The sequence below is a fragment of the Gracilibacillus phocaeensis genome (genome assembly GCF_900626275.1).
GTDB classification, from domain to species: domain Bacteria; phylum Bacillota; class Bacilli; order Bacillales; family Amphibacillaceae; genus Gracilibacillus; species Gracilibacillus timonensis.
Genome location: NZ_LR131144.1, coordinates 1,480,215 through 1,501,657 on the forward strand (window position 1 = coordinate 1,480,215; position 21,443 = coordinate 1,501,657).

Consider the following 21,443-nt stretch of genomic DNA (forward strand, 5'->3'; position numbering starts at 1 on the left):
GTTATCCCCCAGACGTTATCTTCTTTCCACTTCATGTAATTCCTCTACTAAAACCGGTTTCCAACCTTGATCCTCTACCCACTCTAAATGGACACGGTAAAATTCATCTTGATTAGATTCGGGAGAGACCGTTGCTTCTACGGCTTGTTCTCCAGCACCGCCAAACCACTGATCGATTTGTGCTTCACTTGGTATACCTGTAGCAACCTCAACAGCTTGTTTCATTTCCTGCCAGTCGGTAGACCCTTGTTCAAAAGAAGTGGTATGAGGGCCCTCTTGTGAGGTACCGATGGCTTCCCAATTACTTTTATAGGCGTTCTTCACATTGCTATCATCAGACTCGACTTCTTCTGTGTCGTTTTGTCCCTCTTCCTCTTCTTCCTCATCATCACCTTCCACTTCATTAACCTCCAAGTCTTTCTTCTCTTGACTTTCGGGTTCATCTGCCTCTTGATTGGAAGAGCCCAAAGCAAATTCTTCTGCCTGATTTTCCTCGTTTCCGGCTGTAGTATCACTCTCTCTACCTATAAAAATAACCGACAGCATCACAATAACTAATACACCGCCAATTACACTTAACCATGTAAGTAATTTTGTATTGGTTCTTTTTTTCTCAAATCTGTCTCTTCTTGTATTCGTTTCATGATTATCCGACATGTCTTTCCCCTCCCAATGTCATTATACTAAAAAAAAAACAAGTGTACCACGACCAGCTATTACTTTAGGAAAATAGATCGATTTTTTTCTGTTTTTGTCATCGTTGCAGGAATTTGTTCATAGTTATGGAATATAACTATAACGATAATGGTTAAGGAGTGATTACATGTTGTCAACAAGCTTTGATGCAACAATTTGGAAAGAAACCCCTTTTTATATGATCAGCTATGATAAGACAAAACAACTGCTTATCATTCATTTTCATGAAAATGATTGTGTTACTTTTGAGCCAGTATCCGAGAATCTTGTCTTTCAATTAATCATTTCAACCGATAAACAGCGTTTTATCGAAGAACAGCTTGAGCCGCTTCAACAAAAACGAGAATTGGTCTGACCTTTCTCTCGCCTGACTAGCAGCTAACTTCTATGACAAAATGGATGCCATACGTCATGACATCCATTTTACATGTGTTATTCTACATTCACTATTTTTACATTCATCTCACCAGCTGGTGTGGGAACCGTAATCTCTTCACCAATTGCATGACCAAGTAAACTTTTAGCAATTGGTGAATCATTGGAAATTTTCCCTTCAAAAGGATCCGCTTCAGCACTGCCGACAATAGTATAACTTTCTTCTTCACCGTCAGGCAATTCTAAAAAAGTAATCGTTCTGCCTAACGATACAATATCAGAATTCGCGTCCTCATTCTTTATAATAACGGCATTTCGAATCATGTTTTCAACCTGTACAATACGGGATTCTACAAATGCCTGTTCATCTTTTGCTGCGTCATACTCTGAATTCTCTGATAAATCCCCGAAATCTCTTGCTATTTTGATGCGTTCTACTACCTCTTGACGTCTTTCCGTTTTTAAGTATTCTAATTCTTCTTCTAACTTTTCCAGACCCTCTTCTGTCATATAAAATTCTTTTTCTTCTGCCATAACCCTACACTCTCCTTCAAACTATTACTATCACTCAGATAAGGCATATCTTGTACATGATATGAATCCTTATACAGAAATAGCACTTATTATATTGGTGAAAATGCTTTAATTACTAATCACTACTATCTCAGATTTTCAATTATTTTTCAACCGTTTTATTTGTCTATTTTTACTAACCTGACCGGATATGTTATAAACGCTAACCAGCCTACTAGAGCAGCTTGTTTTTCGTGTATACTCCTATTACTATACAAGTTGAACTTATAAATGTAACAAAAACGTGTTTCAAGCAAATCTCTACTCACATTATTTCCTATAATATAGTTTTGAATGACCATTCACACGCCTTTCAGTTCTGCTGAAAGGTAGCTGTATGATAAGATAATCAGAGAATAAATGCATTTATTCCTTGGTTATCTCATCTCATATTGCGTAAATGGATCAAGAGCACCTCTATTATTTCATTCAACTTATATAGTCATTTGCTCGTTTGATACTAATGGCAATTCCATCGCCAATAGGAAGAATAACCGTGTCATAGCCCTGATGTTGTAATAACCATCGATTATAGGCATCTATTTTTTTGACCATGTTTCGTAAACGCTTAGGGGCTCCGTCAGGATTTGCTACATAGCCATGAAACAATACATTATCAGTTATGATGACCCCATTTTTTGATAAAGTACCTTCATACAATTCAAAAAAGCGTCGATATTGACCTTTGGCAGCATCAATAAAAATCATATCAAATTTGCCTTTAGTCTTTGTTTCCACGGCTAGTTCTAAGGCGTCGCCTAAGATAACCTCAATTTGTGCTTGTCTCCCCTGATCCACTATATGATCCATAGCTCGTTGATACATTGCTTGATCTCGCTCTATCGTTACAATTTCCAAGTTGTTTTTAGCCTCGATCATGCGCAAAGCAGAATAACCAATTGCCGTCCCAATCTCTAGTAATTTTTGCGGCTGATAGAGTCGAATCAGTTGTTGCAATAAGGCAATTCCTTGTGTATCCATGATAGGCACATGATCTTTTTGGGCATCATGTTGCATTTGTTTCACCCATGCCGGCTCCTGTTTCGGTAGACTATCTAGGTAATGGATTAATTGGCTCTCATTCATGTTTCCACATTCCCCTTGTATCAAACAAGGTTAAAGCAGGGCGATCCCTGCTTTAATCTTGATTATGAATATATTGTTCTTCCAGTTGTTGGTGTTCTTCATACGTTTGCGCATAATGAACATTTCCATCTGTATCCGCCAAGAAAAACAAGTAGTTGTTATTGGCTGGATCAAGCACGGCTGATAATGAACTCTCTCCAAAGTTAGCAATAGGGCCAATCGGCAAACCGTCTATTTGGTACGTATTATACGGTGATTCAATCTCATAATCGTCATAGGTAAGCCGTGGGATGTGTTCCCCGTGAGCATAAATAACGGTTGGGTCTGTTTGCAATCTCATACCATCATTCATACGATTATAAAATACTGCTGCGATATTTCTCCGATCATCATTGGATGGCGCTTCTTCTTCTACCAACGAAGCAAAAGTGATGATTTCATGGGGCGAATAATCAGACTCCTCTATTTGCGATTGATAGGCTGCCATCACCTCATTCGTTTTATCAAGCATTTGTCTTACCACTTCATCTACGGTTGGATTCTCGTGATAAAATTCATAGGTAGCTGGGAACAAATAACCTTCTAATGGATAGATAATTTCTTCGGCTAATATTTCCTCGCTTAGGAAAGCAGAATATTCGTTTATCAAGGTTTCTATATACGATGTTTCTTGCATCCTATTCAAAAATTCATTCCGCTCGATACCTGCCTCTTCTTCAAAAATGGTTGCTATTTCTTCGATGTTCCGCCCTTCCGGAATCGTAACTCTCATAGCCGCTTCTTGCTGCAAAGTACCAGTTTCCAACTCATCAGAAATCTCTTTAAGTGTCATGGATGGACTTAAAGTATAATCCCCTGCTTGAAAATCAGATATATTATTAAATTTGACATAGAAGCGATAGACAAGGCTGTTTGCAATTAATCCTTCCTCTTCTAGCTGATTGGCAATATCGGAACTAGATGCACCAAGTGGAATGGTTAATTCTACGGTTTCATCAGATGATGGATCCACTGGTGTGGTGGCTGTCTGGATAAATTTATACGCAGAATAACCACCGATGATCATCAGGATAACTAATGCAATCAATACAATAGCTATGATCTTACGGGCAACGGTTATTTCCTTTGCTCGATTCTCGGCAATTTCTTTATATGTAGTTTTTTGGCGTTTTTCTTTCTTTTTACTCAATTTAGGGTTCCCCCTTTCACCCGATATATTATACTATAAATTAAATAAAAGGGAAACCATTCACTCATCTAATCGTTCTATATCGTCTATCAACAAGGCTAACTTATATAGAATTACTCCGTGTTCCCTTTGATATTCTGGATGGTTTATTGGTTTATTCCATGATGTGTTCCTAAGAATTAGCTTAGGAAAATAGCTTTAAACCTCATTTGATCTTTTCTCACTAAACCAATGTAGTATAATGGACATTTATGTCGTGTCATTTTTCCTATTTATTTATCTCTACGTTCCAATAAACGATGACACTGTAGATGTTAAACTATTTTACCCATTAGCAAAACCTCGTATCCAGGATTGGATACGAGGTTACTTTTCTTATGATTATTCGGTCAGATCCTCATCGGCTATGGTGTTTAACACTTCCTCTACCATATCCCATTCTTCATCCGACTCGATATGGAAAAGTTCGAGATCGTCCTCATTTTGCTTCTCTTCATAACGAAAAGCGAAGACTTCTACTTCTTCATCGTCACTTTGTTCTGCGGGTACAACGGCCACATAGGCATTCTCGGTCTCATCCACATCGAATGTAAATAAGACTTCAAACAAATGCTCTTCACCATTCTCATCTGGAATGATAATCCGTTCTTTTTCTTCCAATGACATGTTATCTACCTCCTTTACGATTGACTGTCCAAGTAACCTTGCAAAATCATGACCGCAGCCATTTTGTCGATTACTTTTTTACGTTTCGATCTGCTTATATCTGCCTCAAGCAAAACCCGTTCTGCTGCCATCGTTGTCAAACGCTCGTCCCACAAAACCGTCTCAATAGAAAAATCATCTTTTAGGAATTGAGCAAAATCTTGTGAGGCCTCTCCGCGAAATCCAATCGATCCGTTCATATTTTTAGGTAATCCAATAACTACCTTATCTATAGTGTGCTCTTCCATAAGTTGTTTAAACGTATCTTTGATTGAGTCATATTCTGGTTCCGTCCAATGCAAGGTGGTTAACCCTTGTGCCGTCCAGCCTAATTCATCACTTATCGCCACACCAATAGTTTTGGATCCTACATCCAAACCTAATATTTTCGTCATACTTGTTTTTTAGCGTTGATGTAATCCTTGACTAGTTCTTCCATGATTTCATCACGCTCTACTCTCCTTATTAAATTGCGTGCATCATTATGTCTGGGAATATAGGCCGGATCCCCCGAAAGTAAATAACCAACTATCTGATTAATCGGGTGATAGCCTTTTTCTTCGAGCGCTTGATAAACGACATGCAACACTTCCTTTACATTCTGCTCATCTGGCTCATCAGAAAAATCAAATTTCATTGTTTTATCCATTCCATCCAATCGAAGCACCTCCAAATTATAGTTCTTTCGGTAGCTTGTATTTGTCTATTATACCTGTTATTGAACTAAATTACCAAACTTATTCATGGGTTTGCACATATTTTTCCGCATAAGCAAGTGCCTGTGATAATTTTGTTGTGTCCTTACCACCTGCTTGTGCCATATCAGGACGACCTCCACCGCCGCCGCCACAAATTTTTGCGGCTTCTTTCATTAGATTGCCAGCGTGATACCCTTTTTCTACTAAATCTTTCGTTACTCCAGCAGCTAGTTGTACTTTATCATTATTAACAGCTGCTAATAAAATAATTCCTGAAGCTAATTTTTGCTTCATCTTATCCACCATTTCACGCAGTTGATTCATATCTGATACATCCACTTTCTGTGCAAGTACCTTTACTCCATTTACTTCTTTCACCTCATCCAAGATAGAAGAAGACTCCAACTGCGATAGTTTACTGTTTAATGATTGGATAGAGCGATCTTTCTCTTTCATTTCTTTAAAAAGATGTTCCAAACGCTCGGGTACTTGATCTTCTTTCGTTTTCAACAAGGATGCTGCTGATTGTAATAACTGCTGCTTGCCGTTAACAAATTGATAGGCTCCTTTTGCTGTAACGGCCTCTATTCTCCTTGTTCCTGCCCCTATTCCAGACTCAGAAATAATCTTGAATAATCCGATTTCAGCAGAGTTTCGCACGTGACAACCACCGCATAATTCAACGCTATAATCTCCTACTTCAACAACACGGACAACTTCTCCGTATTTTTCACCAAAAAGCGCCATGGCTCCCATCTGTTTTGCTTCGTCCATTGTCTTATTTGTGATCGTTACCGGTAAAGAATCCCATATTTTTTCATTTACTTTTTGCTCTATTTCTATTAATTCAGCCGTATTCACTGCATTGAAATGCGAGAAATCAAATCGCAGTCGTTCACTTGCTACCAAGGAGCCTGCCTGATTAACATGTTCACCCAACACATCTTTTAATGCTTGATGAAGTAAGTGAGTCGCTGTATGATTCTTAATAATAAACTGTCTGCTTCGCCCATCCACTGTGGCTTGGATGTCCTGTCCTTTTACCAGTTTTCCCTCTTTGACCAGAATACGATGGAGGTTTTGACCATTCGGTGCTTTCTGAACATCTAACACCTCGGCAACACCTGTTTCACAAGTAAGGGTACCTTTGTCCGCAATCTGTCCGCCGCTTTCTGCGTAAAATGGTGTCGCTTTTAAGATTACCAATGCCTCCACACCTGATACTGCTTCTTCTGCTAATTCCTTATCTACGACAAGTGCTTGGATCGTTGTTTCCTTGGTTAATTGCTGATAGCCAATAAAGCTGCTGTCTACCTGAAGGTCACTTAGTACACGATCTTGACTTTGCATTGAGTCCACTTTCTGCCTTGCATTACGAGCTCGATCACGCTGTTTCGCCATTTCCGCTTCAAAGCCTGCTTCATCAATTGTGAAACCAGCTTCTTCTGCGTATTCTTCTGTCAATTCTTTAGGAAAGCCATAGGTATCATAGAGGCGAAATACTTCTGAACCAGGGAAGACTTCACTGCCTGCTTCTTGTTGCTGCTCAATGATATGATAGAAAATTTGTAATCCTTCTTGCAATGTCTCATGAAATCTTTTTTCTTCCGTTTGAATGACGTTCTGAATGAAATCGGCTTTCCGCTGTACCTCTGGATAGAAGGCCTCCATAATCGAGGCAACGGTTGGCACTAATTGGTACATAAATGGTTGATCAATACCGATTTGTCGTGCATATCTCACCGCTCGACGTAATAACCGGCGCAGTACATATCCTCTGCCTTCGTTGGAAGGAAGGGCACCATCACTTACGGCAAACGTCACTGTACGAATATGATCCGCAATCACTTTAAAGGCCACATCTGTTTCTTCCTGCTGTTGATAGGTGGTATTAGCTAATTTTTCGGTTGCATGAATAATCGGAATAAATAAGTCTGTTTCAAAATTGGTTTTGGTATCCTGAATTACACTCACTAAACGCTCCAAACCCATTCCCGTATCAATATTTTTTTTCGGTAGTGGAGTATACGTATCATCAGGATTGTGATTAAACTCAGAAAATACTAAGTTCCAGATCTCCAAATAACGCTCGTTCTCTCCACCAGGATACAGCTCAGGGTCTTGTGCATCATATCCATATGCCTCACCGCGATCATAGAAAATCTCTGTATTAGGTCCACTTGGCCCCTCTCCTATATCCCAGAAATTCTCTTCCAAACGAATGATACGTTCTTCTGGCAGCCCAATATGATCACGCCATAAAAGGTAGGCATCTTCATCCTCCGGGTGTACGGTAACCGATAACCTTTCTGGATCAAATCCAATCCATTTCTCACTTGTTAGGAACTCCCAAGCAAAGACAATGGCTTCCTTTTTAAAGTAATCACCAATAGAGAAATTGCCTAACATCTCAAAAAACGTATGATGTCTCGCCGTATAACCCACGTTGGTGATATCATTTGTCCGGATCGATTTTTGTGCATTAGCAATGCGTGGATTCTCCGGAATAACCCTTCCATCAAAATATTTTTTAAGGGTTGCCACACCACTATTAATCCATAATAAGGTGGGATCCTCCTGCGGAACTAAAGATGCGCTTGGCTCAACGGCATGACCTTTCTCTTGAAAGAAATCTAGAAACATCTGACGGACTTGTGCAGAAGTTAATCGTTTCATATCTATCGCCTCCCATATATCAAATACTTGGATCCATTAAAAAACTCTCCTCCCCATGCAATAAATGCAGGGACGAGAGTATATCCGCGGTACCACCCTGATTACAGTAAAACACTGTCATCTTCTCATCGATAACGGTGATGTAACCGGCAGGTGTTAGCTGCACTTCAAACTAGCTTCTTGGATAAGGGCATTCCGGAATTCTTTCAGCCTCAGAAATTCCTCTCTGTTGAAATGATTGTCCAATACTCAGGTTCTTCCACGTTTTTAATATTTACTTCGCTAATTATAAGCTACATTTTACCTATCTGTCAACGTCCTTTACTTGTCGATAAGTAAGAGGAATAGCAACTTTAGCTATAGTAAGCAACGGTATAGCCAGTATCACTCCAACCACCCCCGTCGCTTTCGATAAAAAAAACAAGGTAAACATTAAATAAACAGGGTGGATATGGACACTTTTCCCCATAATAAACGGGGATAATAAATTACTCTCTAACAACTGGATGATCACCACAATTCCTAAAACAAACAGCACCATTTTTGTGGAAATAGTAAAGGCAATGAGTAGAGCAGGTATGGCACCAATAATCGGTCCAAAATAAGGAATGAGATTGGTGAATCCCATAATTACTGCTAATACCGCCGCATAGTTCATACCAACTATTTTTAGTAACACAAAACTAGTAATTCCCACAAGAAAGCAAACCAAGATTTGTCCTCGAATATATTGACCAAGACTTTCCTCGATTTCATGACCCAATTTTCTCGTAAAATCTCGATATTTTGGCGGTATCAGTTGAATAATCCTTCTTAACAGGGTTTGGTAATCCTTCAAGAAATAGAAGGAAAGGACAGGTATAAGTACAATCATAATTACAAAGTCAAATAACATCGGTACATTCATTAATACGCCGGTGATTCTCTCGCCTATATTACTTTCTATTCCCTCTAGAAAACGATCCAGATTATCATGAAACCCTTCTGGTAAAAAAGAAGTTTGCGAGTAAATATTATAAATAAAGGAACGATAGGCCTCCACATATTGCGGCAGGTTCTTTTGTATCTCTTCTATCTGTCTAATCCACACAGGCACAGAGGCATAAATACCTGCTCCAGCCATCACAAAAAAAAGCAAATAAATACTAACAATCGCTAGTGGACGCGGCAAGTGAAATTTTTGAATATATTGCACAACCGGATGTAAGAGATACGCAATTAAACCAGCGATTAGAAAAGGGGCACTGACCTTTAAGAGTAGGACGAGAATATCACGATAAAAAGGAAACAAGATATAAATTAAATAAATGGATAAAATGGCCAGACACAACATAAATAATTGTAGTATTCTTCTGATAATTCGATCATTAGACATCTTTATTCTCCTCAAGCCGCCTTTGCTCAATGGAAAATAAGTCGTCTAATGAATGAAGAGAGCCATCTGATTCTATTTCATGCAAATGAATCACATTATCCTGTACAGATAACTCCACATAACAACTCCAACAATAATATTGATTTGGGCCTATGATACCAATATTCTTTCCACGACAAATAGGACAAATCACTAGTCTACCTCATTTCATCATCATTTCCTTTCATTTTCGCCATATTTAAGTTGATTTATACGTCTAAACAGACAATCTTCAAGGCTTCATCAATATTTTTCCTGCATTATTTTGCTAACTATGTTACAATGCCGTTACAATATATTTAAATAGGAGGGAGAATTAAAATGAAGCAGATTTTTTACTTCATTTTACTGGCTATCTTTTTGGTAGCCTGCGGAAATCAGGATAGTGCAGAGTCATCTGAGGACGTGCCGGAAGAAACCACTTCAGAAACCGAGTCAGACATGGATGAGGAAACAGCAGATATCTCAGATTCAGATGATATGCCGGAGGTTGAAGAAGCAGTAGCCGATGAATCGGACAACTCTACTGTCGATGGAGAAGCACACGCATTGAAAGAATTAAAGGGATGCGAAGAGGTCTTAAGCCTTTTAAGTGAAAGTGTGAGTGGATTAACGATGCAATCCGATGTACCGGGAATCGTTGAACCAGGTGAAATCTCTTGTGAATTTGTTTCAGAAGCAGACAATGTGCTCACCTCATCGATTAGTGCCGATCAAATCGACACTGATCAAGATATGATGAACACTTTAAAAGAAATGGCTGAAGAGGATGAGATGACAGAACTTTTCGAGAATGAATCAGTAGCAGAAATGGGTGGTATTGCTCATGGGGTGGAAGACGGTCCGATTAAATCAACAGTCGTGATTCTTCCGCATTTTGAAATGCAGTATATAGCGCCTGCTGGTGAGGAAGGGCTCTATGGAAAGGATGCAATTGACGTATTACTGCAATTGTTAAAATAATAAAGTAATGTTCATGCGGCACGGGATTCTTCTTCCCGGCCGCATGTTTATTCGTAACAATCAGAAATAGCTACATCACATAAAGTCATATGGACTGAAGCTTTCCTGTTCTATTTCAACCGCGAGCAACTTCTCATCAGCGGTTAAGACCAGTTCCTTTGATTTTTCAGCAGGTTTTGCTTCCTCTTTCTGAAACAAATGATGCAGGTAGGTCACTAAGGATGTATAACGTTGATTGCTATCCTCTGTTGCGATGCCGCGTAGGAAGGCACGCTTATCACCACAGATGACTAACGACTGTTTAGCACGTGTAATCGCAGTATAGAGCAAATTTTTACGAAGCATCCGGTGGTAACCAGGAATCACGGGCATAATCACAATCTGAAACTCACTTCCTTGTGACTTATGAATAGATGTACAGTAGGCATGCATGAGATTGATCAAATCCGCTCTTGGATAGACTACTTCCCTTTCGTCAAAGCTGACCACCACTTGATCGACCTGATCCTCATTCTCATCCTTCTCCAAGATCGCTGCCACTTCTCCAATATCCCCATTAAACACTTGATCCTCTGGCTGATTTACCAATTGAATGACCTTATCCCCTTTGCGGAAAACGCTCTCGCCAAATAAAAGTTCCCGCCGTCCTTGCTGTGGAGGATTAATGGCGGCTTGTAATTCCTTATTTAAACGATGAATGCCTGCCTTGGAACGATACATCGGCGCTAACACTTGAATTTGTTTGAGGTCCACCCCTTTTTGATATGCCTTCTGCACAATATGGGTAACCATCTCCACCACCTGAAAATCAGGACAATCAATAAAATTAAAATCATTCGCTTTGGTTAACGTGTTAGGCATGACCTGATTATGCTTAATCTCATGCGCTAGCTGAATAATCTTAGAGCCCTCTTTTTGACGATACACTTCTGTCAAAGAAATGGAGGGAATCACCTTACTTTTTAGCAAATCTGCCAGCACCTGACCAGGACCTACCGAAGGCAACTGATCCTCATCCCCAACAATCACTACTTGCATATCGCTTGGTATCGCACGAAATAATTGATGGGCAAGCCAAATATCCACCATGGAGAACTCATCAATGACTAATAATTTTCCTTCTAGTTTATTATTCTCATCTTTTTCAAACGATTCATTTCCATCCCAGCCAAGTAGACGATGAATGGTCACACTATCAACACCCGTAGACTCCTGCATACGTTTGGCTGCCCTACCAGTTGGTGCTGTCAAAATAAAAGGGTATTCATCATCTTGATCATAAGCATGTTTGTTCATCGAGCAGTCATGGATAGCCGCGTAGGCGTTGAGAATCCCTTTAATAACTGTTGTTTTACCTGTCCCAGGGCCACCCGTCAGGATAAAAATCTTTTCCAATAAGGCCGTTTGCAATGCCTGATATTGTTCCTTACCATAGCTTAGTGCTTCCTCTTCTTCCATCTTTCCGACAATCTTAAGTAACTCAGCATCGGTAAACGTCGGCTCAATAGATTGGTTAGCTATCCGTTTTAATTTCGAACAAAAACCAGTCTCCGAATAATATAATGATGGCAGATACACCTTCCGCTCCATCACGATGATCTTTTTTTCTTTATTCAATTCGATAATCTGTTCACTCATCTTATCCGTCGGTATTTCATGAAGTTCACCGTCTATTAATTGGTCCATTTGGTATAATACTTGATCCAAAGGCAGATAGACATGACCATCTTGCATACTATTCTGCAAAACATAAATACAAGCGGCCTGCAACCTGGTAGCATGATCTACCGGGATGTCATGCTGTCTCGCTATTTGATCTGCCCGCACAAAACCAAAACCTTCTACTAAAAACACAAAGGCATATGGATTAGTTTGTAAGGTATCCAATGTCTCTTCTTTAAAAGCGGCATACATTTTTTGGGCCATTTTCAAGCCAAAGCCAAACTGGGATAACTGCACGACAATATGTTCAAACCCTTGATTTTCCTGGAGGACCTGATGGATTTTTTCTTGTTTTTCCTTAGACAGTCCTTTCACTGCTTTCAACGATTCTTTATTATGTAGGATAGTGGATAATGCGTTTTCCCCTAGCTCTTCCACGATATGCTCTGCTGTTTTCTTCCCTACTCCGGGGAATAAATTACTCGAAAGATAGGCAACCACCCCTTCTTTGGTTTCTGGTAAAAAACGTTGATAGCTTTCTACCTGAAATTGTCGGCCAAAACGAGGGTGATCTACCGTCTTTCCATAAAATTCGTAAGTCTCGCCAGGATCTAATCGTCTAAAATAACCCTTGACCACTACCTCTGATTCCTCGAATGACTGGTTAGTTTCAAGCACTTTGATCTTTGCAATGGAAAAATGCTCATCTTTATTTTCGAAAATCGTATGGATCATTTCTCCCTTGATATAATTTTTCCGATTGGCTCCTTCCATTACAAAGACCTCCTTTATCCGTCTTGCTCCCCTAACATTTTTTCAATCTGTTTCTTACCATTCCCTGCCAATAAGTGATCTGGTTGGATCTCAAGAGCCAGGTTGAAATGTTCAAGGGCTTGGCGAATCTCCTCATCATGCAACGCAATAACCCCTAAATTATAGTGAGCATCACTGTGCTGGGGCTCTAATTGCAGGGTGTGTTCAAAAGCTTCTCTAGCTTGTTCTAATTGTTGAGACTGTGCCAAGGCTAGACCATATTGGAATTGAATATCAACATCTTGCGGGCTTAGTTCCTGAGCGCGTTGTAAATATGGGAGAGATAAGCGATACTTCTCATTATATAAAAAGGTCATCCCTAACATAAAATAAGGATCGGCTTCCTCCAACCCTTTTTGAATCGATTGTTGAAAATATTCCTGTGCCTTGTCCAATTGTTCTGTTTCAAAATATACGTTTCCGAGTCCATAGAAGGCAGTTGCTGCCTTTGGATCGAGTTCTATTGCTTTGTGATAAAATCGTTCTGCGCGTTGATAATCTTTCATATGTAATAGAAGATTGCCGAAATTAATATAATGAACCGGTTCTTCCGGATTCGACTCAATGGCTTCGGTGAAATATTGTGCCGCTTCTTCTAGTTTGCCTTCTTGCATATACTGAATACCTGGGTCGATGTCAGACATAGGTGTGGTCTCCTCCTTCTGTTGGATGTAATTATTTGCTAGTAAATGCAGGAGTTCTTTATTCATTTTAGCCTACTATGCTCACCCTCCGCAACCTTCGCCTTTCGAAAAATTCATATTGGGCTAATGAATGGGTGAATGCGATCTTGTTTTTATAAGATAAAAAAGGTGGCATTCGTGATATCATTGTATTTGCATTGAATGAAACTTAACTGAATCGAAGTGTCGTTTCATTCAAAACTCATATCTTTCTAAAGCATATTACCCACGATTTTATGCTTGCCATCATATCAGAAAAACTGGCCACATCTCGCTCGGCTCCTTACCTATTCAAAGTAGTCATTGAACTGTCGATAACCCATCTTATCGGTACTCTGGTTCATTATAGATCAAATCGTTCCATATCCTATTATACCAAGGATTACATGCTTTTCTGTCATATTAAAAAGGACAGCATATCACGCGCTGTCCTTTTTGTTATCCTACGTAATCCAGTTGTTGATTGTTTTTACTTATTTCGTTGATTGTGCCACCGCCTAAACATACATCCCCTTGGTAAAAGACGACTGCTTGTCCAGGGGTAATCGCACGTTCTGGGGCGTCGAAAACAACTTTTACCTTACCATCATCTTGTGGATGCACCATTACGCCATGATCCTGCTGACGATAGCGGAATTTCGCTGTACAATGAAAAGATTCTATCGGCTGCTCATTGATCCAGTTTAACGACTCCGCCATCAGACTTTCTGAATACAAGGCGTCGTTATGATAATCTGCACCCACATACAGCACATTATCTTCCAGGTTTTTACCAACCACAAACCATGGACCACCTGGACCACCAATGCCGAGCCCTTGTCGTTGCCCAATTGTATAATACATTAAGCCATCATGGTTTCCTTTCTCGACACCATCTAATGTCATCATTTTACCTGGCTGTGCTGGTAAATATTCACTTAAGAAATCCTTGAAATTTCGTTCCCCGATAAAACAAATCCCCGTACTATCCTTTTTGTATGCAGTAGCTAAGTTATTCTCCTCAGCAATGCGACGGACCTCGGATTTTGGAAGATGACCAAGCGGAAATAACACTTTTTGCAAGACTTCTTGCGATAATTGATTCAAGAAATAGGTCTGATCTTTATTATCATCCACGCCTCGCAACATCTCCACTTGATTCCCTTCCCTTTTTATTTGGGCATAGTGACCGGTTGCGACATAATCAGCCCCTAGCGATAAGGCATGCTCCAAAAAGGCCTTAAACTTAATCTCTTTGTTACACATCACATCTGGATTGGGCGTTCTACCTGCCTTATATTCATCTAAAAAATAGGTGAATACCTTGTCCCAATATTGCTTTTCAAAATTCACGCCATAATACGGAATATCTAATTGATTACATACCCTGATGACATCTTCAAAATCTTCTGTTGCCGTACATACACCATTTTCATCCGTGTCGTCCCAATTTTTCATAAAAATCCCTACCACATCATAGCCTTGTTGTTTTAACAAGAGTGCTGTAACGGAGGAATCAACTCCACCGCTCATACCAACGACTACGCGGGTATCTTGCTTTTTTTTCATGTTATCACCACCTTATCTAGTCAGTCTATTTACTGTATCGGCTATCTTATCGGCTGCTTCTCTGATACTCTCTTCATCATTAGCTAAACCAAAGCTAAAACGGACAGAATTCATGGTGCGTTCTTCTTCATCTAAAAACATCGCACTAAGTACGTGGGAAGGCTCTATGGAACCTGCAGTGCACGCACTTCCGCTAGAAGCGGCCACACCGTTCAAATCAAAGTTCATCAACAGTGTCTCCACATTCGTACCAGGAAAACTTACGTTAATAATCGTTGGCACACTTGCACGCCTGTCCCCATTAACCACAAAATCCACCTCTTTGGCACGTAAGGTTTGCAAGAATAACTCAGCAAACTGTTGATAGATATCATACCGAACAGCTTGCGATTCTTGAACCAATTCAATCGCTTTGGCAAAGCCTGCAATACCTGCCACATTTTCTGTACCGGCACGGCGCTTGCGTTCTTGTTCACCGCCAAATTGCAAAGGCTGTAAGTTTAATTCTTTGTCGGCGTAAAGGAAACCCAAGCCTTTTGGGCCATTAATTTTGTGCGAAGAAACGGTTAATAAGTCGACTCGCAATGCTTGGATGTCAATAGGAAGAAGGCCATAGGCTTGCACGGCATCCGTATGAAACAATACATCGCGCTCGTGTAATAACCGACCTATTTCCGCAATTGGCTGTATCGTTCCTATCTCATTGTTCACCATCATAATCGATACTAAGATCGTATCTTCGCGAAGTGCATCCATGACTTGCTCCACATGAATATGACCTTGTTCGTTGACCTCTAAATAGGTCACATCAAATCCTTGCTTTTCTAAATGATTTACCGTGTGTAATACAGCATGATGCTCTATTTGGGTTGTAACAATATGCTTTCCTTTCGCTTGATTAGCTAAGGCCGCACCCATGATAGCCATATTATTTGCTTCTGTACCACCGCTTGTAAAGGTAATACTGCGTTCATCTGCACCGATCGATTCAGCTGCCGTTGCCCTTGCCCGATCAAGTATTTGCCTGGCCTTTCTTCCAAACGAATGGATACTCGATGGATTACCAAAATTCTCCTGATAGACCTGCATCATTACTTCGATCACTTCTGGATGGACCGGCGTTGTCGCAGCATGGTCTAAATAAATTGCATTCATCTTCTGTCATCCTTTACTTTCCTGTCTCTAATCATTATCTCCATAGAGTATAGTGCCAATATTAAATATAAAACATATAAGGATCTTGTATTCCTTTTTCACCATAAGTGGATAGGTCTTGTAATGTAGTTGTATCAAGCACCTCTTTTACGGCGTCTCGAATCCGGATCCATAACTCCTGTTTGGCAGGCTCTTCGTCTTCCATACCCTCTACTGGTGTGATCGGCCCTTCTAAGATTCGAATAATATCGCCTGCTGTTATTTCGCTAGGTTCTTTAGCCAGTATATATCCACCATATGCTCCACGAATACTCTTCACCAAGCTGGCGTTTCTTAGTGGCGCAACCAGCTGCTCCAAATAATGCTCCGATAACCCGTGTTCTTGGGCAATTGTTTTTAATGAAATCGGACCATTCCCTTTATTTTTAGCTAATGCAATCATAATGGTTAATCCATATCTACCTTTGGTTGAAATCTTCATTGTTACACCTCATTCTTTCATCCGCTACATTATTAGTTTGTGTTCAAAAGCCGCTTAAAGAATCATTCAGCGACAGCCCCAGGAGGACGATTACTCGATCCAGCAAAAGGATTATTCCAGGTGTTGGCACATCCGTCAAAAATGCCACTATCATTCATTGCGGTCTTTTTCTTGAATTTTGAACATCCTATATTAGTTGTATTATACCATGAATGTTATAATAATGGCAGAGCTATCCTTTATGGTTTGCATATTAAACAATAGTAAAAAAACAGACACTCCTTGTCAAGTTGATTGCTTTACAAGACACTAGGGAGTTCTGGTCATAATACATATCGGAAAGGAAAGAGATATTCACATGCCAAATCAACCGCTTGCCTTTCGAATGAGGCCAAAAAATATTCATGAAATAATTGGACAACAGCATTTAGTCGGGACAGGAGAAATGATTCAACGAATGGTCGAGGCCAATCGGTTGCATTCTATGGTGCTATACGGACCACCCGGCACAGGCAAAACATCTATGGCGATTGGAATCGCTAATAGTTTACAGATCCGCTATAAGATGCTCAATGCTGCCATTGATAGAAAGAAAGATATGGAAATTGCTGTAGAAGAGGCGAAAATGTCTGGACAGCTAGTGGTTATTCTAGATGAAGTACACCGTCTCGATAAAGCAAAACAAGATTTTCTTTTACCTCATGTAGAATCTAACCTGATCACCTTGATCGGCTGTACGACGGAAAATCCATATCATAAGATTAGTCCTGCTATTCGCAGCCGCTCTCATATTTTCGAACTGTATCGATTAGAAAAACAGGATATTGATGATGCCATTAATCGAGCAATAGCCGATAAAGAAAATGGGTTAGGTGACTTACCTTTGGTCGTGAAAGACGAAGCGAAGGATCATTTTGCCAATGCATGTAATGGTGATTTACGAGCTGCCCTGAATGGTTTGGAATTAGCCGCCTACTCTACCCCGCAGCAAAATGGAGAAATTGTGATTGATCTAAATAATGCGGAAAAATGCATGCAGAAAAAAAGCTTTTCTCACGATAAGGGTGGAGATGCACACTATGATGTATTATCCGCCTTTCAAAAATCAATCCGCGGTAGTGATGTGGATGCAGCACTTCACTATTTAGCAAGACTGATTGAAGCCGGCGATTTAGAAAGTATTGCAAGAAGAATGCTGGTTTGCGCTTATGAGGATATCGGTTTAGCCAATCCACAAGCAGGTCCCAGAGCCTTAGCTGCGGTAGAAACGGCGGAAAGAGTTGGATTTCCTGAAGCCCGCATTCCTTTATCTGTAGCCATTGTAGAGCTATGTCTCTCACCAAAATCAAATAGTGCACCAACCGCATTAGATGACGCTTTATCCGATATTCGCACCGGAAACACAGGAGACATCCCTGTCCATTTAAAGGATGCCCATTACAAAGGAGCTGCCGCTTTAGGCAGAGGAATTGATTATAAATATCCACACAGCTATCAAGGAGGCTGGGTGCAGCAGCAATACTTGCCAGATAAGTTAAAGCATAAGCAATACTATCACCCAAAAGATACAGGTAAATTTGAAAAAAATTTACAACAAATATATCAAAAAGTAAAAAAATAATGTTTATTCTTCCTTATTCCTGGTCACACTAAGCTATAAACAGAAATATCTATTGGTCCTGCTTGTGTGGAAGCAATGGACTGACCAAGATTGCTAGCTTCTCTGGCACCACTATCGACTTTCTACTTGGTATTTTAACAGGGAAATAGACTTCGACGATTACAAGGTGCAAGAGTTTATATGGTTGACAATAAAACAGGAATGATGAAGGAGTGAAGCACCATGACAAAGGTAAGACAAGACGCTTGGTCCCACGAAGATGATTTATTGTTGGCAGAAACAGTTCTGCGGCATATTCGAGATGGGAGTACACAATTAACAGCATTTGATGAAGTAGGAGATAAGCTAAATCGTACTTCTGCTGCCTGCGGATTTCGTTGGAATGCAGAGGTAAGGCAAAGCTATGAACAAGCCGTTCAAATTGCCAAAAAACAAAGAAAAGAGAAAAAACGGGAATTGGCTAAGCAAAAACAACCACAGCAACCCGTTGCTAAACAGGAAAAAGAAGCCGACCGAAGTATTGAGGAAGAGGTTTATTCTTTTCTAAATTGGAATCAAACAAAACAGCAGCCAACACAGCCTGCACCGACGGAAAATTATACGGAGACGTATTCCATTGATCTTGATCAAGTGATTCGTTACTTACAATATATCAAGAAGGATTACCATCATATTCAGTCTTCACAGGCTAGCCAGCAGCACGTATTAGAAAACCATGAGAAGCTTAAGCAAGAGTTAGCCAACGAACAGAGAAGGGTAAAAGAGCTAGAGCAGGAACTACGAACCATGAATGAGGACTATCAGGCATTTATGCAAATCGTGGAACGCGCCAGAAAAATGGTTGTATTCGATGAAGAAGAATCTCGTCCCGTACCCACGTTTCGCATGGACAAGAATGGAAATTTAGAACAAGTAGCCAAATAATAAGCCTTGATACTGATTAAATCAGTATCAAGGCTTATTTATCTAATATTACCATTACATACGGTCTTTCATATCTTAAAGATTTAATCTCTACTTTTACCGTAGTCTACTCTATATTTGCCCCAAAAAAAAGACAATCCCAATTGTGCCGTTGAAGAAAACAAGTTTTGATCCCGCTTCAAGCAGGTGGGTACCTTGTCCTGTACTTTGTGCGTCCGCAATAGATTCGTAAGTATAGCGGCATGCACTCCACACAAGAACAGCAGGTTCCCAATGTTATTAATGTTCGGTCAAAACATCATGAATTCAACGTACACATCAGGATTGCTTTTTCTATTTAACTAAATGATAGCATAACCATTTAAAAAATTCAAGCAATCACATACAATCTAGCCAAGCCCATTTTTAAGAATATACTTATTTTAACCTAAGGTGCAGCTCATTTAATTGTTTGTTATCTACCACGCTTGGTGCCTGTGTCATGGGATCGGCAGCAGAGGCTGTTTTAGGGAATAAAATAGTATCACGCAGGTTTGTACGACCAGCTAATAACATAATCAAACGATCAAAGCCAAAGGCGATTCCTCCATGCGGTGGTGCACCAAATTCCAAAGCTTCTAGCAAGAAACCAAATTGCGAAACGGCCTCTTCTTGCGTAAATCCAAGTTTCTCAAACATTTGATATTGCATGTCGCGCTGATAAATACGTAAGGAACCTCCGCCGAGCTCATAACCATTCAGTACAAGGTCATAGGCTTGAGCTTTCACGGAATCCGGGTCAGTGTCCACTTTGTCTAAATTAGCTTCTACTGGCATAGTGAAAGGGTGATGTGCTGCATGATAACGCCCCTCTGTTTCGTCATACTCCAAGAGTGGCCATTCCGTAATCCATAAAAAAGCAAATGTGCTTTCATCAATCAGATCATGGTCTTTTGCCAGTTTCATACGCAAAGCGCCCAGTGTATCGAAAACAACTTCTTTTTTATCCGCAACAAAGAAAAGAATATCCCCCGTCGATGCGTCAAAAAGGGTACGAAACTCTGTCTGTTCTTCCTCGGAGAAGAATTTCGCAATGGGACCCGTTAAAGCCTCTTCTTCCACCTTCAACCATGCCAATCCTTTTGCGCCGTAGATTTTGGCAAAGTCGGTCATATTGTCCAAATCTTTACGAGAGTATTGGTCTGCCTTGCCTTTTAAGTTCAGCCCGCTCACTTTTCCACCATTGTCAACCGCCTGACGGAAAACTTTGAAACTTGAGGTTTTGGCAACTTCAGATAAATTAACGAGCTCCATACCAAAACGGGTATCCGGTTTATCCGAGCCAAAGCGTTCCATGGCTTCCTCATATGGCATCCGTTGAAATGGCGTCTCTACCTCGAAATTCTTCACATCTTTCATTACCTTCTTCATCATTCGCTCGGTCATTGCCATAATTTCATCCATGGACATAAATGATGTCTCAATATCAATCTGGGTGAATTCCGGTTGACGATCGGCTCGTAAATCCTCATCTCGGAAACAACGAGCAAATTGGTAATACTTTTCAAAGCCAGCCACCATCAATAACTGTTTAAACAACTGTGGAGATTGCGGTAATGCATAGAAGTAACCTTCATGAACCCGACTCGGCACTAAATAATCACGAGCGCCTTCTGGCGTGCTTTTTGTCAGCATTGGCGTCTCCATTTCATAGAAATCTTCTTGATTTAAGAAGGATCGAATGGATTGTGTAGTCCGGTGGCGTAATTGAAAGGTTTCTTGCATCACTTCACGACGAAGATCTAAATAACGGTATTTTAAACGCAATTCTTCTGATACATCCATATCGTCTGTCAATGAGAACGGCGGCGTTTTTGCCTCGTTTAAAACAGAAATCTCGCTTACCATAACCTCAATCTCACCTGTTTGGATTTTTGGGTTGACCGTCTCTGCATCACGCTCAACCACTTCTCCCGTCACTTCGATCACATATTCACTGCGTACACTGTCAGCAATCGCATGAAGCTGTTTGCCGTTTTCAGCGTTCACCACAATTTGTACAACACCTGATCGATCACGTAAGTCGATAAAAATGATCTCACCTAAATCTCTGCGTTTTTGTACCCAGCCTTTCAATGTAACGCTTTTCCCTATATGCTCTTGCCGTAATGTTCCTGCTAATGTCCGCATCATCATATCCCC

The 21,443-nt window shown here is 40.3% G+C and carries 20 protein-coding genes and 1 other RNA gene; 4 read left to right on the forward strand and 17 right to left on the reverse strand.

Translation table 11 applies throughout. The annotated features are described in order from the left end of the window. Positions 1-15: 15 nt before the first annotated feature. Entirely contained in the window at positions 16-657 is a 642-nt protein-coding gene (locus tag E0E32_RS14850; protein ID WP_066194274.1) for a YrrS family protein, read from the reverse strand. A gap of 166 nt (positions 658-823) precedes the next feature. On the opposite strand from E0E32_RS14850, the gene E0E32_RS14855 reads away from it, so the two are divergent. After that, positions 824-1,051: a KTSC domain-containing protein gene (locus E0E32_RS14855; protein ID WP_130860064.1), complete on the forward strand. Its 228-nt coding sequence runs from the start codon at positions 824-826 to the stop codon at positions 1,049-1,051. Positions 1,052-1,128: 77 nt separating this feature from the next. On the opposite strand, the gene greA is transcribed toward E0E32_RS14855, so the two are convergent. From greA to E0E32_RS14900, 9 genes are all read right to left on the reverse strand, one after another. Then, positions 1,129-1,605 carry a transcription elongation factor GreA gene (greA, locus tag E0E32_RS14860; RefSeq protein WP_066194279.1) on the reverse strand — a complete coding sequence of 159 codons (477 nt, stop codon included), beginning with the start codon at positions 1,603-1,605 and terminating at the stop codon, positions 1,129-1,131. 468 nt (positions 1,606-2,073) lie between these two features. Continuing rightward, a complete protein-coding gene (locus tag E0E32_RS14865; RefSeq protein WP_130860065.1) occupies positions 2,074-2,730 on the reverse strand; it encodes an O-methyltransferase in 657 nt (218 codons plus the stop codon). 52 nt (positions 2,731-2,782) lie between these two features. Then, complete coding sequence (gene mltG / locus E0E32_RS14870) at positions 2,783-3,919, reverse strand: endolytic transglycosylase MltG (protein WP_235817550.1); 1,137 nt, start codon at positions 3,917-3,919, stop codon at positions 2,783-2,785. Positions 3,920-4,300: 381 nt separating this feature from the next. Continuing rightward, the gene (locus E0E32_RS14875) at positions 4,301-4,585 is read right to left on the reverse strand and encodes a DUF1292 domain-containing protein (protein WP_066194284.1); all 285 of its coding nucleotides are present in this window, start codon (positions 4,583-4,585) and stop codon (positions 4,301-4,303) included. A 14-nt stretch (positions 4,586-4,599) separates the two neighbouring features. After that, complete coding sequence (gene ruvX, locus E0E32_RS14880) at positions 4,600-5,019, reverse strand: Holliday junction resolvase RuvX (protein ID WP_066194287.1); 420 nt, start codon at positions 5,017-5,019, stop codon at positions 4,600-4,602. Beyond that, positions 5,016-5,282 carry an IreB family regulatory phosphoprotein gene (locus E0E32_RS14885; protein WP_078060152.1) on the reverse strand — a complete coding sequence of 89 codons (267 nt, stop codon included), beginning with the start codon at positions 5,280-5,282 and terminating at the stop codon, positions 5,016-5,018. Before E0E32_RS14885 ends, ruvX begins: the two co-directional genes overlap by 4 nt. Positions 5,283-5,361: 79 nt before the next feature. After that, positions 5,362-7,998, reverse strand: a complete 2,637-nt coding sequence (gene alaS / locus E0E32_RS14890) for an alanine--tRNA ligase (RefSeq protein WP_130860066.1) — start codon at positions 7,996-7,998, stop codon at positions 5,362-5,364. Between the two features lie 304 nt (positions 7,999-8,302). After that, positions 8,303-9,373 carry an AI-2E family transporter gene (locus E0E32_RS14895; RefSeq protein ID WP_066194303.1) on the reverse strand — a complete coding sequence of 357 codons (1,071 nt, stop codon included), beginning with the start codon at positions 9,371-9,373 and terminating at the stop codon, positions 8,303-8,305. Further along, on the reverse strand, positions 9,366-9,566 hold the full coding sequence (locus E0E32_RS14900; RefSeq protein ID WP_066194306.1) for a YrzR-like zinc ribbon domain: 201 nt from the start codon (positions 9,564-9,566) through the stop codon (positions 9,366-9,368). Before E0E32_RS14900 ends, E0E32_RS14895 begins: the two co-directional genes overlap by 8 nt. 167 nt (positions 9,567-9,733) lie before the next feature. Here E0E32_RS14900 and E0E32_RS14905 point away from each other — a divergent pair, with 167 nt between their 5' ends. Then, a complete protein-coding gene (locus E0E32_RS14905; RefSeq protein WP_130860067.1) occupies positions 9,734-10,375 on the forward strand; it encodes a hypothetical protein in 642 nt (213 codons plus the stop codon). A 75-nt stretch (positions 10,376-10,450) separates the two neighbouring features. On the opposite strand, the gene recD2 is transcribed toward E0E32_RS14905, so the two are convergent. The 5 genes from recD2 to cymR all read right to left on the reverse strand — a co-directional run bounded on the left by recD2 (position 10,451) and on the right by cymR (position 16,717). After that, positions 10,451-12,811, reverse strand: a complete 2,361-nt coding sequence (gene recD2, locus E0E32_RS14910; RefSeq protein ID WP_130860068.1) for an SF1B family DNA helicase RecD2 — start codon at positions 12,809-12,811, stop codon at positions 10,451-10,453. Between the two features lie 14 nt (positions 12,812-12,825). After that, positions 12,826-13,494, reverse strand: a complete 669-nt coding sequence (locus E0E32_RS14915; RefSeq protein WP_130860069.1) for a tetratricopeptide repeat protein — start codon at positions 13,492-13,494, stop codon at positions 12,826-12,828. A 477-nt stretch (positions 13,495-13,971) separates the two neighbouring features. Continuing rightward, a complete protein-coding gene (gene mnmA, locus E0E32_RS14920; protein ID WP_066194319.1) occupies positions 13,972-15,081 on the reverse strand; it encodes a tRNA 2-thiouridine(34) synthase MnmA in 1,110 nt (369 codons plus the stop codon). A 12-nt stretch (positions 15,082-15,093) separates the two neighbouring features. After that, complete coding sequence (locus E0E32_RS14925) at positions 15,094-16,236, reverse strand: cysteine desulfurase family protein (protein ID WP_130860070.1); 1,143 nt, start codon at positions 16,234-16,236, stop codon at positions 15,094-15,096. A gap of 61 nt (positions 16,237-16,297) precedes the next feature. Then, positions 16,298-16,717, reverse strand: a complete 420-nt coding sequence (gene cymR / locus E0E32_RS14930; protein WP_066194326.1) for a cysteine metabolism transcriptional regulator CymR — start codon at positions 16,715-16,717, stop codon at positions 16,298-16,300. Positions 16,718-17,075: 358 nt separating this feature from the next. On the opposite strand from cymR, the gene E0E32_RS14935 reads away from it, so the two are divergent. Next, positions 17,076-18,338, forward strand: coding sequence for a replication-associated recombination protein A (locus E0E32_RS14935; RefSeq protein WP_066194329.1), 1,263 nt, complete (start codon positions 17,076-17,078; stop codon positions 18,336-18,338). A gap of 222 nt (positions 18,339-18,560) precedes the next feature. Further along, positions 18,561-19,262 carry an RsfA family transcriptional regulator gene (locus E0E32_RS14940; protein ID WP_066194332.1) on the forward strand — a complete coding sequence of 234 codons (702 nt, stop codon included), beginning with the start codon at positions 18,561-18,563 and terminating at the stop codon, positions 19,260-19,262. Positions 19,263-19,394: 132 nt separating this feature from the next. Here the strand turns inward: E0E32_RS14940 and ssrS are convergent. Then, positions 19,395-19,590: non-coding RNA, 6S RNA (gene ssrS, locus E0E32_RS14945), on the reverse strand. Positions 19,591-19,679: 89 nt separating this feature from the next. After that, positions 19,680-21,437 carry an aspartate--tRNA ligase gene (gene aspS, locus E0E32_RS14950; RefSeq protein WP_130860071.1) on the reverse strand — a complete coding sequence of 586 codons (1,758 nt, stop codon included), beginning with the start codon at positions 21,435-21,437 and terminating at the stop codon, positions 19,680-19,682. Positions 21,438-21,443 lie beyond the last annotated feature (6 nt).